General features: G+C 43.4%; 15 protein-coding genes. 11 read left to right on the forward strand and 4 right to left on the reverse strand.

Annotated elements, in window-relative coordinates:
- The first annotated feature begins 85 nt into the window (after positions 1 to 85).
- From R6U02_RS04095 to R6U02_RS04110, 4 genes are all read left to right on the forward strand, one after another.
- Complete coding sequence (locus R6U02_RS04095; protein WP_410262364.1) at positions 86 to 1435, forward strand: D-serine ammonia-lyase; 1350 nt, start codon at positions 86 to 88, stop codon at positions 1433 to 1435.
- Positions 1436 to 1680: 245 nt separating this feature from the next.
- Complete coding sequence (locus tag R6U02_RS04100; RefSeq protein WP_410262365.1) at positions 1681 to 2343, forward strand: undecaprenyl diphosphate synthase family protein; 663 nt, start codon at positions 1681 to 1683, stop codon at positions 2341 to 2343.
- Positions 2344 to 2420: 77 nt separating this feature from the next.
- On the forward strand, positions 2421 to 2975 hold the full coding sequence (locus R6U02_RS04105; RefSeq protein WP_410262366.1) for a guanylate kinase: 555 nt from the start codon (positions 2421 to 2423) through the stop codon (positions 2973 to 2975).
- 12 nt (positions 2976 to 2987) lie between these two features.
- Positions 2988 to 3152 (forward strand): hypothetical protein, encoded by a 165-nt coding sequence (locus tag R6U02_RS04110; RefSeq protein WP_410262367.1) that lies wholly within the window; start codon positions 2988 to 2990, stop codon positions 3150 to 3152.
- Between the two features lie 46 nt (positions 3153 to 3198).
- On the opposite strand, the gene guaC is transcribed toward R6U02_RS04110, so the two are convergent.
- Entirely contained in the window at positions 3199 to 4230 is a 1032-nt protein-coding gene (guaC, locus tag R6U02_RS04115) for a GMP reductase (RefSeq protein ID WP_410262368.1), read from the reverse strand.
- Positions 4231 to 4433: 203 nt separating this feature from the next.
- Between guaC and R6U02_RS04120 the strand changes: the two genes are divergently transcribed.
- Positions 4434 to 5132 carry a phosphatase PAP2 family protein gene (locus tag R6U02_RS04120; protein ID WP_410262369.1) on the forward strand — a complete coding sequence of 233 codons (699 nt, stop codon included), beginning with the start codon at positions 4434 to 4436 and terminating at the stop codon, positions 5130 to 5132.
- 72 nt (positions 5133 to 5204) lie between these two features.
- On the opposite strand, the gene R6U02_RS04125 is transcribed toward R6U02_RS04120, so the two are convergent.
- Together R6U02_RS04125 and R6U02_RS04130 are read right to left on the reverse strand one after the other, a co-directional pair.
- Positions 5205 to 5405: a C4-dicarboxylate ABC transporter gene (locus R6U02_RS04125; RefSeq protein WP_410262370.1), complete on the reverse strand. Its 201-nt coding sequence runs from the start codon at positions 5403 to 5405 to the stop codon at positions 5205 to 5207.
- A 59-nt stretch (positions 5406 to 5464) separates the two neighbouring features.
- The gene (locus R6U02_RS04130; protein WP_410262371.1) at positions 5465 to 6598 is read right to left on the reverse strand and encodes an NAD(P)/FAD-dependent oxidoreductase; all 1134 of its coding nucleotides are present in this window, start codon (positions 6596 to 6598) and stop codon (positions 5465 to 5467) included.
- A gap of 133 nt (positions 6599 to 6731) precedes the next feature.
- Here R6U02_RS04130 and R6U02_RS04135 point away from each other — a divergent pair, with 133 nt between their 5' ends.
- The 6 genes from R6U02_RS04135 (at position 6732) to trpB (ending at position 12021) form a co-directional block, all read left to right on the forward strand.
- On the forward strand, positions 6732 to 7070 hold the full coding sequence (locus tag R6U02_RS04135; RefSeq protein ID WP_410262372.1) for a hypothetical protein: 339 nt from the start codon (positions 6732 to 6734) through the stop codon (positions 7068 to 7070).
- Between the two features lie 177 nt (positions 7071 to 7247).
- A complete protein-coding gene (locus R6U02_RS04140) occupies positions 7248 to 7601 on the forward strand; it encodes a hypothetical protein (RefSeq protein WP_410262373.1) in 354 nt (117 codons plus the stop codon).
- A 488-nt stretch (positions 7602 to 8089) separates the two neighbouring features.
- Positions 8090 to 9130, forward strand: a complete 1041-nt coding sequence (gene trpX / locus R6U02_RS04145; RefSeq protein WP_410262374.1) for a tryptophan ABC transporter substrate-binding protein — start codon at positions 8090 to 8092, stop codon at positions 9128 to 9130.
- Positions 9131 to 9146: 16 nt separating this feature from the next.
- Positions 9147 to 10028 carry an ABC transporter permease gene (locus R6U02_RS04150; protein WP_410262375.1) on the forward strand — a complete coding sequence of 294 codons (882 nt, stop codon included), beginning with the start codon at positions 9147 to 9149 and terminating at the stop codon, positions 10026 to 10028.
- A complete protein-coding gene (locus R6U02_RS04155) occupies positions 10025 to 10795 on the forward strand; it encodes an ABC transporter ATP-binding protein (RefSeq protein WP_410262376.1) in 771 nt (256 codons plus the stop codon). The genes R6U02_RS04150 and R6U02_RS04155 overlap by 4 nt, the downstream gene beginning before the upstream one ends.
- Positions 10796 to 10851: 56 nt before the next feature.
- On the forward strand, positions 10852 to 12021 hold the full coding sequence (gene trpB, locus R6U02_RS04160; protein ID WP_410262380.1) for a tryptophan synthase subunit beta: 1170 nt from the start codon (positions 10852 to 10854) through the stop codon (positions 12019 to 12021).
- Here trpB and R6U02_RS04165 read toward each other — a convergent pair.
- Positions 11995 to 12341: hypothetical protein (locus R6U02_RS04165; protein ID WP_410262377.1), on the reverse strand; the 347-nt coding region annotated here is incomplete at its 5' end. The two genes, trpB and R6U02_RS04165, sit on opposite strands and share 27 nt — an antisense overlap.

The following is a 12341-nucleotide window of genomic DNA, read 5'->3' on the forward strand; positions in this document are numbered from 1 at the left end:
TTTATATTTCTACTTGTTTTAGTATGCTATAATGATAAAGCTGGATACGACAATAGGTTGAAGAGATAATGAAAGGAAGACTTTAATGACGGATAAAAATGTAGCTAAACTGATGAAAAAAATGCCCTTATTAAATAATATAAAACAGGGAGAAGAAGTATTCTGGATAAACACGATGACGTTACCGACTGAGGAAGCGACAGCACAGACAAAGTTTTCAAAGGCGGATATTTTAGATGCTGAAGCACGTTTGCAACGCTTTGCAGCCTTTATCCGCGTGGCTTTTCCTGAAACGGAAGATATAAAAGGCATCATTGAATCACCGCTATCGGAAATCACTGAAATGAAAAAGTATCTGGATGATGCTTTTAATGAACAGTTAGACGGACGACTGTGGTTGAAACGCGATGATTTACTTCCTATTTCCGGGACCATCAAAGCCAGAGGAGCCATTTATGAAGTGTTGAAGCATGCGGAAGAATTAGCACTTGAACACGGCTTAATCAACAACATGAATGAAGATTACGCCGTTTTTGCCAGCGACGAATTCAAGGCCTTCTTCTCACAGTTTGATATCACTGTCGGAACGACAGGTAACTTAGGGATCAGTGTTGGTACGATGGGTCGTAAGTTAGGTTTCCAAGTGACGGTACACATGTCAGTTGAAGCCAAACGATGGAAAAAAGAGCATCTGAGAAACATAGGCGTGGAGGTGATCGAGCATGATACGGATTTCTCCAAAGCCGTTGAAAACGGTCGTGCCGAGTCAAAAGCTGATCCGAAAAGCTATTTCGTGGATGATGAACATTCGGAAGAATTGTTCCTGGGATATACAGCAGGCGGTTTACGTATGAAAGTGCAATTGGAAATAGCGGGAATTCAAGTCGACGCCGAACATCCACTGTTCGTCTACTTACCTTGCGGCATCGGTGGCTCACCAGGCGGGATCACGTTTGGATTGAAACAAGCCTTTGGCGACCATGTCCATTGTTTCTTTGCAGAACCGACGAAAATGCCGAGCATGATGATTGGCTTACTAAGTCAAAAATATGATGAAATATCCGTGTTTGATTTTGACTTAGGGGGACTGACTGTGGCAGATGGCTTAGCTGTCCCGAGAACGTCAGGACTTGTTGCTAAGTTGATGCGCACCTTCTTCAGTGGTGGCTACTCGATCGATGATGATGTCTTTAAGGCCTTACTGACTAAGCTTCATGAAAAAGAAGGCATCTTCCTGGAACCCGCAGCTGTTGCCGGTTTGATCGGACCGTATCGTCTGATACAGTCTGAAAACGGTCAGGCATACATCAATGAAAAAGGATTATCATCTAAGATGGGTCAGGCGACACATCTTGCCTGGGCAACGGGTGGCTCGATGGTGCCGGAAAAAAATCGAGAAGAATTTTTAGAAGAGTGTCAACCTTACGAATTATGATCATTAAGACCTGACGCTTTTAAGAGCGTCAGGTCTTAATGTTAAAATGGTATAAGGATCAACAACCGTAAACTGATCAAAAAATAGTCGGATAAGTTGATTTTAATTGTATATACTAGAGTCGTGCAAACTATTTCAATAATTAATGCGCTTGTTTAGTTGATGAACAGAGGTAAAAAACGGTATGATAATAGTAACAAGATTTTGAGGTTTTTGAGTTTATTTTAGAAGGAGATTATTAAAATATGAAAAACTACAAACGTTTACCCAAACATATCGGCGTTATTCCAGATGGCAACCGAAGATGGGCCTTGACTAAAGGGTTAAAAAAACATGACGGATACAATCATGGCATAGGTCCTGGAATGAAACTCTACGAAGCCTGCCTGGAGCTTGGTGTTGAGGAAATGACCTATTATGGGTTTACCATGGATAACGTTAAGCGTCCGTCACTTCAAACAAAAGCGTTTCAAAAAGCCTGTGTCGATTCCGTCAATGAATTAAAGAAAAAAGATGCTGATTTACTCGTGTTAGGAAACACCGATTCGGAACTTTTTCCTAAAGAACTATTACCTTACGCAAACAAACGAACAAAATTTGGCGAAGGAAAAATGAAAGTGAACTTTTTAGTTAACTACGGATGGAATTGGGATCTGAATTACGCATTGAAAGAGAACGCCGACGCCTCATCAACAGATATTACAGAGTTGATGGCATCCAAAGATGTTTCTCGCATGGATCTGATCTTAAGATGGGGCGGACGCCGAAGACTAAGCGGCTTTTTACCTGTTCAGTCGATTTATTCCGATATTTTCGTTTTTGATGATCTATGGCCAGACTATAACGAAAATCATTTACACGAAGCGTTATCCTGGTACCAGGAAACAGATATCACTTTAGGTGGCTAATAAGCGTAAGGGCCTATTCAATTTGAATTATATAGGCTTAGCTTAAAAAAATAGGGAATGCAGAAAGAAGGGTACGTATGAACAGGAAACGATTAATTGTTCTCGTGGGTCCAAGCGGTAGTGGGAAAACGACGTTGGGTGATGAATTATCGGAAAGAGGCCTTCCCAAATTGGTCACCACGACGACGCGTAAACCACGACCTGGAGAAACGGACGGGATAGATTATTACTTTAAAAAAGAAGAGGAATTGGATCCTGATGACTTCGTCGAACAAACCATTTATAATGGAAACCTTTATGGCTTGACCAAAGCAGAGGTGCGCGAAGCGTTGATCAAATTCCCTCTCGTTCATGTTTCCTTGGATAAAAACGGCGCAAAGGCTTTGAAAGCTGTTTATCCTGAAGAAACATTTGTTGTTTTTGTCTACGTTTCCGAAGAAGAAATGAGAAAAAGGATGAAGATTAGAGGCGATAAGGAAGATAAGATTGCTGAACGTATTGAGTTTAGTCAAGCAATTAATGAATCCGAACCGATAAAAGAAGCAGATTTAGTGATTGAAAACAAATCCGTTGAAAAGAGTGTGGAGACTATTCTTAAGGCCATTGAAGAAACCAATCAATCCTTTAAGTGAGAAGGTAACGATATGGATATCGATCCAAAAACAATTGTCACGTACCCACTTTTCACATTTGTCATATACTTGCTTTTAAGCCTTGTTTTTGACTTGCCTTTATGGACATTATTTATCGCGTTGTTTCTCGTCTTTTTGTATTTCATTGTTATCATCATCATTGAACTGTTCAAATGAAAAACCACTATCTCGCCGTGATGGGAGATAGTGGTTTAATTATTTGTCAGTCGGTGAAATTGCTTGAAGCATAGCTGTCAGGGACATCGATCCCACTTGAATTATAATTTTCGCCATTCATGATCGAGTTTTTAACAATCACATAGTCCACTTTTCTCAATGATTCGATGTCATTGCCCCCAGCATAGGAGATGGAGGATTGTAAGTCTTGTTTCATTTCAAGCAAGGTGTCAGAAATGTCACCTTTATACTCCGCTAACATCTTCTTGCCTTCAACATTTTTACGCTCGCCTTTTTGATGAGCAGAGGCACTGCCAAAGTATTCTTTGTACAACGTTCCATCCACTTCGATCGTTTTTCCGGGCGATTGTTCGTGACCTGCCAGGAGAGAGCCGATCATGACTATCGTCGCACCAAAACGAATGGATTTCGCGATATCACCGTGCGTACGGATGCCTCCGTCGGCAATCAATGGTTTTCTGGCTGCTTTTGAACAGGACGAGAGGGCAGCTAATTGCCATCCACCTGTACCGAAGCCGGTTTTAAGTTTGGTTGTGCATACTTTCCCGGGACCGATGCCAACTTTGGTCGCGTCCGCGCCGGCATTTTCCAGTTCTCGCACAGCTTCTGGGGTGCCAACATTTCCGGCAATCAAGAAGGTGTCCGGTAAGAATTGTTTGACGTGTTTGATCATGTCTATGACTAATTCAGAATGACCATGGGCCACGTCGATGGTCATATAGTCGGGAACAAGATTTTCTCGATCCAATTCTTCTATAAAGTCATATTCTTCGTCTTTCACGCCTAAACTGATAGATGAAATCAACTGATTTTTTTTCATTTTTTTAATAAAATCTTTTCTGCGGTCTTCTTCAAAACGATGCATGATATAGAAATAATTGTTTTTGGCTAACCAGATGGCTAGGTCATCATTGATCACTGTCTGCATGTTTGCCGGTACAACAGGCAGCGCAAAAGTGTGTTTGCCAAGTTGAACCTGTGTGTCGCACTCTGAACGACTTCTAACGATCGATTTAGCTGGGATTAATTGAATGTCTTCGTAATCAAATACTTTCATTTCATACTCCTCTATTTTACTGTCTTTAATGACATATTTTGGGAGAAAAGTGTTACTCTAACATATTTGTTTCCCTGTTCTACTTTACCTAAATTGTTCGTCCATGTCAAAGTCTGAAAGAGCGGAAATGAGACATAATAGTTGCATGAAATCTAGAAAAGATGGAGAATGATGTTAACTGATTGAAAAGGGGAAATAGATTGATGGACCGAATCAAAAATTATATAATCAAGAAATTGGGAACGCCTAAACGCCTTTTCTTACTGGGATCAATAATGACACTTCCTTTTCTGTTTTTAGTCTGGATGAGCTTTTATGATTGGGGATTTATTGGTGTCCTTGATGAAATGATTGGCGCAGAGATTCATGAAGAACGCGAAACATTACTCAATGCCTTTTTCATTTTCATTACTCGGCTAGGTAATCCCATAGTGATAGGGACTTTAACGGTGGCGGTCGCTTGGTTTGCAGGGATCCACAGAAACCATAAAAAAATTGCGCTCTGGTATGTTATTACGGTCGTCTTTGGGGCCGGCGTGATGAATCAAATAGTGAAATTCATTTTCCAACGCGAAAGACCGACAAGTGTAGAGCACCTGGTCACTCAAGGCGGCTATTCTTTTCCAAGCGGACATGCGATGGGAGCTGTTATCGTCTATGGCGCGTTATTATTCTTGATTATCCGGACCTATTCGAACTGGAAAATCATTTTGCCTGCGACCTTGGTGATCGTTCCCCTGATTGCATTGATAGGAATCAGTCGTATTTATTTGGGTGTGCATTACCCATCGGATGTCATCGGGGGCTATTCACTCGGACTAGCCATCTTATCACTCAGTTTAGGTATCTACAGTTTATTCTTGACTGACAAAGAGATAAATAGGGGCGAACAGAAGGAATAACTGAAGCAAACAGAGCCTCCAGAGTTAGATTTCTAAATCTAACTCTGGAGGCTCTGTTTTTGACTATTAAGATTATATGATGCCGATGATCATGGCAATGGCTCCGAATGCAATGGCCGTCCAGTTCAATCCCTTTTCTGGCGTAGTCAGGCCAATGAGACCTAACACGATCGCGATGACGCCCAGCGGGATCTGCCACAGGAAAAATCCAATGAGTGCTAATGCCATCGCGGTCCAGCCGAGCAGCTTACCCACGTTGCTTGATGCTAACATGTCGCTCGCCTCTTTCTACTGTTTTTTAAAGTATAGCTTATAGAGTGACGCCAGACAATTTATTCGTTTTTAGTCACGTAGTGATGGATAGGGTAATCTTCAAGAGGTAACGGTGTTGCTTTATTTAAAACGAGTTGCGCCAGGCATTTGCCGACGATTGGCCCGGCCGTCAGACCGGTAGAACCCAGACCGCTAGCAGCAAACACGTTCGATAATTCGGGCACCTCACCCATGAATGGTGCGAAATCAGAGGTATAGGCACGTGTCCCTGAACGATAGGAGACGATGGAAGATGTACTGAAATAATGGGAAAAGTTTTCTGCCGCTTCTTTTATCATGGACGTTAAAGCAGATCTTTCGATCGTCAGATCAAAGCCCATATCGTTTTCATGGGTCGCACCGATGATGACTTTTCCATCTTCAAACGGCGTGATATCTTTCTCACCTTCCGGCATCACGACCGGCCAGTTCTTAGTGTCATATCCGTCAAACGTCACTTCAACCAGCTGGCCTTTTTGAGGACGAATATCTACATCGTAGCCCAGGGGTTCGAGTAAGTCTGGTAACCAGGCAGCCACTGCTAGAATAACCGCATCCACCGATTCGGTCTTATCGTCAGAAACGATAGAATAAGCAGCGTTTTGGCGCTCGACTTTCACGCGTTCACGTTTGAGTGTTGCGCCGTTTTCGATTGCTTTTTCGAGCAGGGTTTCCACTAATTTTTCGCCGTCAACTCTCGCGCCACCGGAGGCATAAAGGGCTGATTTGTTTTTTGTGTATATCGGAATCATTTCTTTGATTTTATTCGGCGGTAAAATAGCCAGCTTGCCGATTTCCGGGGCCTGCTCGCGCCTTTTTTTACCAATAGCCAGGAGTTCTTCCAGTTGGGCATCCTTTTGTTTGAACAGTAATGTGCCCACTCGTTTATAGACATCATGGGGAATGGGCTCGCCATTCATCACCTCAGACAAAAACTCAGGGTAAAAAGCCGCGCCTTTTTTCACCATGGTGTACCACTTCTTATTACGTCGTTTAGATAGCCAGGGACTGATGATCCCCGCAGCGGCAGACGTTCCCTGTCCGAGACCTTCATCATAAATGGTCAGGTCGATATCTGCTTCTTTACTGAGCAAGTAAGCGGCTGATGCCCCGACGACGCCAGCGCCTATAATGGCTACTTTCTTCTGTTTCATTTCTCTGCACCTCTTTTAGTCTGTTACTCCCTAGTTTAACACGGATTTGCGGAGAGTTGTTAAGTTAATTATTGACAGGACACCACCTTTTATCTAAGGTTAATATAACGATGATATGGAGGGAGTGATTATAGTGGAAATAGTGATAGGAAGTTTTCTGAGTTTAATTGTCATAGCCAGAATTTTTGGCCTGTACAATGTCACGAAAGCTGAGTACGGTTCTTTGTCGGTGACATTATTGACCAGTTCCAAAGTAGCTGACTATGTGGGCGGAAAAATGCCGAACAAAGAAAAGATCGATAGGATCCTTCTGTTTTCCGGTAGTTTGGATATACTATTTGCTCTGTCATATTTTATGTTTTTATCTGAGATTACGCTGGTCTATATGCTGGTGCTGTATATTTTCATGGCATTAAACAAATTTATAGCTGCCAGATTTATCAAACATCAGCTTAAGACGAAAAATGAGTAAGGAAATAGGCTAACTGAATTATAAAATATAAATAAGCGGACTATAACCGCTCGAAATAATCACAGTTCTTGTCATTGCTGCATCCCTCGTCATGCTAAGTGATAGAAAGACATAAAGGGTATCGGTCAAATATATTTTTACATAGTCACTTATGAAATGACAGAAAAGGAATGATATATGTTGGAAAACACAATTATAGTTATAAGTGTTATATATATAAGCTTAAAACTCTTGGCTATCTATAAAGCCTACCAGGAAGAGTATGCACATGTTTTGATCACCATGCACCGAGGTTTGAAAGTTACCGAATTATTAAAAAAATATAAAATTAAAGATGATAGAGCGAAATGGGCCATTGTTATCAGCAGTAGTATTGATATAATCGCCTTAGCTGCTTACTTGATGTATATTCAGTCATCCGACTTGAGTATTTTTTACTACATCATCGTCTTTTATTTAAATAATATACTGTTAGATCGTTACTTGAAAAAAATAATGACAGATTCACCTGAATTTGAAAATAATCGTTGACGAATGATTTTGTAACGTGTATTATGAGAAATACATTAGAGATAAACGAAGGAGAGGTTCGCATGTATACACAATCTGTTAGTTCATTAAAATTGAATAATGCTTGGCACAGCTGGCGCAGATCGTTGTATAAATGTTAGGATCTTTTTCTTTCATGGATACAACGTTTAGTTCAATCTAAATTTTGTATCTATGCCGGCTTGTTTTTGATGCTTTATTTGATCTTACGCCACATAGATGACAACACCATCTGTGTGGCTTTTTGCTATTTTTAAAGGCAATTTCCACGACTAGAGTTTTTATACTCGTGGGGATTGCCTTTTTGTTTTACCTTTTTTTAAGATCCAGTGCTTTGGAAGCGCAAAGTAAGGGACGAATTAGACGGTCAATTTTACATAAAAGGAGTGGATGCATATGGAATCCGACTGGAAATGCTTCAAGAGTAGAAAATAAAAAAATAAAACAAAATCAGAGAGGAATGTTTTCAGATGAAAAGAAAAGGATTGTTTTTAACATTAAGCGTTATTGTACTATTATTGGTCGGGGTGTTCACTTTTTCCATAGTTAATTCAGGGAATGATGAATCACAGGGAGAAGCGACTGGAACGTCAGCTGGGACAGAAGAACAGGAGGATTTTGTTGTAGGTATTTTACAAACGGCGAGTCATCCGGCATTGGATGCCATCACTGCAGGTGCTATAGAAGGATTAGCAGAAAATGGGTTTGTCGATGGCGACAATACTGAAATTGTTTTCCAGAACGGCCAGGGTGATCAGAACCTGATGAACACGATGGCTCAGTCACTGGTCGAAGATGGCGCAGATCTCCTGATAGGAATCGGCACGCCGGCCAGTCAAGCATTTGCCAATGCAACAGCTGACATTCCCATCATTATGGGAGCGGTCAGCGATCCTGTGGGAGCCGGGCTTGTCGCCTCCGAAGAGGCACCGGGTAAGAACATTACGGGCGTCAAGGATCAGGCCCCTGTCGAAGCACAACTGGGCATGATGCTTGAACTATTACCTGAAGCGATGGAAATAGGCGTGCTTTATAGTTCGGGAGAAGACAATGCTCTGGCAGAAGCCGAAAGAGCAGAGAAAGCGATAGAAGGATTGGGATTGAACGCAGTTGTTTACACCGTATCGAGCACCAATGAAATCCAGCAGACCGTCGCAACGATGGCTCAGGAAGTGGATGTGATTTACTTGCCGACGGATAATACGATTGCCAGTGCCTTTGATACCGTCGTGAGTGAAGCGAACCGCTATGATATACCGCTTATTCCAACAGTGGATTCCATGATTGCCCAGGGTGGACTGGCAACCGTGGGTATCAACCAAACCGATACGGGGTTTGAAACCGGTCGAATGGCGGCAGAAGTGTTGCAGGGTCAAGATCCCAGTGAGTTTCCCGTTTATGTTTTAAGCGAAGGAGATAAGCTGGTCAATCAGCAGCAGGCAGATTTATTAGGAATAGAGATCCCGCAAACGGTATTAGACGAAGCCATTATGATAGAAACAAACGACTAAGAAAGGAAATCAGGACATGCTTATATCCGCAATCGCACAAGGCTTTTTATGGGCCATTTTAGGTATCGGTATCTTTACCACATACCGCATTTTAAACTTTCCGGATCTGACTGTGGAAGGGTCGTTTCCGCTTGGCTCGGCCGTGGCCGTCACCGCCATCGTCTCGGGCATGCATCCGGTAATGGCAACCGGACTCGCTATTCTGGCGGGAATGGGCGCCGGACTCGTCACGGGTTTACTTTATACAAAAGGAAAGGTGCCTGTTATCCTGTCTGGGATTTTGGTGATGTCGGGTCTTCATTCGGTCATGTTATATGTGATGCAGCGGCCAAATCTGAGTCTGCTGAATCAGCCGAGAATTTACGATGCGTTCAATGCTTTACCTAATTATTTCGACGTGGTTTTTGTCGGTGTAGGCGTCTTGATCCTCGTGATAAGCAGTTTGCTGTTCTTCTTTTACACGAGTTCAGGGCAGGCGTATATTGCGACTGGCGACAATGAATCGATGGCACGCTCACTCGGTATTCAAACAGACAACATGAAAATGCTTGGACTGATTCTTTCCAATGGCATCATTGCCTTATCCGGAGCGTTGGTTGCACAAAGTAACGGCTATGCGGACGTCAATGGCGGCATAGGCGTGATCGTTATCGGTCTGGCCTCACTCATTATTGCGGAAGTCATGTTCAAGGAAGTAACTTTGGGAGAGCGGTTGCTGACGATCGTTATCGGAAGTATCTTGTATCAACTGCTGATTTTAGGCGTGATCCGACTAGGCTTTGATACGACGTATATCCGAATCTTCAGTTCGACGATCCTGGCCGTGTTCTTGATGACACCGCAGCTCCGAAAGGGTCTGAAATTAGATATGTTCAGTGGAAAAGAGGAACGCATATGAAAGGCTTACTCCAGTTAAAACAGGTAACGAAGATCATTCAAAATGAATCGGACACCAATAACACCATCTTGGATCATGTGGATTTAACGATTCATAAAGGAGACTTCATCACGGTACTTGGAGGTAATGGGGCAGGGAAATCGACGTTGTTCAATAGCATCACCGGCTCTGCTTCAGTAACCAGCGGGCAGATAGAACTAAACGGGAAAAACATGACGAACTGGCAGGAAGAAAAAAGAGCCGGATTCATTGGGCGTGTGTTTCAGGATCCGAAAATGGGCACGGCGCCTCGGATGACTGTCGCGGAGAATCTGTTGCTGGCTTTGAAACGGGGCAAAAAGCGTTACCTTATCCCGAGAAAACTGAAAGAGAACAAGGCATACTTCGAAAAGTTATGTCGTTCGGTCGGTAACGGGCTGGAGAACCACCTCGATACGCCGACGGGCCATCTATCCGGGGGGCAGAGGCAATCGCTGAGCTTACTGATGACGACGCTGACGGAACCTGATTTGCTGCTTTTAGATGAACACACAGCCGCATTGGATCCGAAAACGTCTGAACGGTTGATGACGTTAACGAATCAGATGATAGAAGAAAAACAACTGACCTGCATGATGATCACTCATCGCATGGAGGATGCTTTAACCTACGGGAACCGGTTAATTCTGATGGAGAATGGAAAGATCAAACTGGATCTGAATAAGGAAGAAAAAGCCAAGATGACCTTGAAAGATTTATTCGTCCTGTTTGAAAAAGGAGAACAGTGAAGCAGTAATAGGCGTGGCGAATAGCGAAATATGGAATAAGGGGAGTGGAAAACATGATGACAACTACAAAAGGCTTTTTCGGAGATTTCGGAGGAAGCTTTGTTCCGGCAGATTTGCAGAGTGCTTTAGATAAAATAGAAGAAGCGTTTGAAGAGAGCAAAGAGGATCCGGTATTTATACAAGAGTACAGAGAAGTTCTGAAAGAATATGTCGGAAGAGAAAATCCCTTAACGTTTGCGGAACGCTTAACGAAAATTTATGGGGGACCAAAAATTTATCTGAAACGGGAAGACTTGAATCATACCGGTGCACATAAAATCAATAATGTGATCGGTCAAATTTTACTGGCCAAGCGTATGGGCACTCACCGCATCATAGCTGAAACGGGAGCCGGACAGCATGGTGTCGCGACGGCCACTGCATGTGCAATGTTCGGCATGGACTGCACGATCTATATGGGGAAACTGGATACGGAACGGCAGGCGCTGAATGTTTTTCGAATGGAGCTGCTGGGTGCCAAAGTGGTTCCTGTTTCGCAGGGTCAGGGCAGATTGAAAGATGCCGTGGACGTTGCCCTGGGTGATCTGGTAGAAAATTTCGAGGATACGTTCTACTTGCTGGGTTCGGCGGTCGGTCCGCACCCGTACCCATCGATCGTCAAGTATTTCCAGTCGATCATTAGTGAGGAATCGAAACGTCAGATTTTAGAAAAGGAAGGCAAATTGCCAGCCGCCGTATTTGCGGTAACGGGTGGTGGAAGCAACGCCATCGGCTCGTTTGCTCATTATATCGAAGAAGAAGGCGTACGGTTGATCGGGGCAGAACCCGAGGAAGCCGCGACGATGAGTAAAGGAACAGCCACGGTCCTACACGGATTCAAGACGCTTGTTTTACAAGATGAACACGGTAATCCGGCGCCGACCTATTCGATTGCGGCTGGACTCGATTACCCGGGAATCGGACCGGAGCACAGCTTTTTAAAAGAAAGCGGGCGAGCCGAGTACCATACGGTATCCAAAAAAGAAGTGATGGATGCCTTTAAAGAGCTGTCTTCCACAGAAGGAATCATTCCGGCCTTGGAAAGCGCCCATGCGGTAGCTTTGGTCAAGAAAATGTCTCACGAATTTTCTTCCGATGAGTCAGTGATCATTACGATCTCGGGACGTGGCGATAAAGATGTGGCACACGTCCATGATTTACTACAAAATGACGACACGTTTAAATGATTTTTTCATTTTGAGAGGGAAAACGTCGGAAGTTGACGTTAGTTCGGCAAGCTCAGGAGAAAAACCTGGTGAGTGATGCCAAGTAGCGCGAAGTTCGGCAAACTCGGGAGGAAAACCCGGCGAGTGATGCCAAGTAGCGCGAAGTTCGGCAAGCTCAGGAGGAAAATCCGGCGAGTGATGCCAAGTAGCGCGAAGTTCGGCAAGCTCAGGAGAAAAATCCGGTGAGTGATGCCAAGTAGCGTGAAGTTCGGCAAGCTCAGGAGAAAAATCCGGCGAGTGATGCCAACTAGCGTGAAGTTCGGCAAGCTCAACATAGAAAC

The sequence above is a fragment of the Alkalibacterium sp. genome (assembly GCF_046484155.1).
GTDB lineage: Bacteria > Bacillota > Bacilli > Lactobacillales > Carnobacteriaceae_A > Alkalibacterium.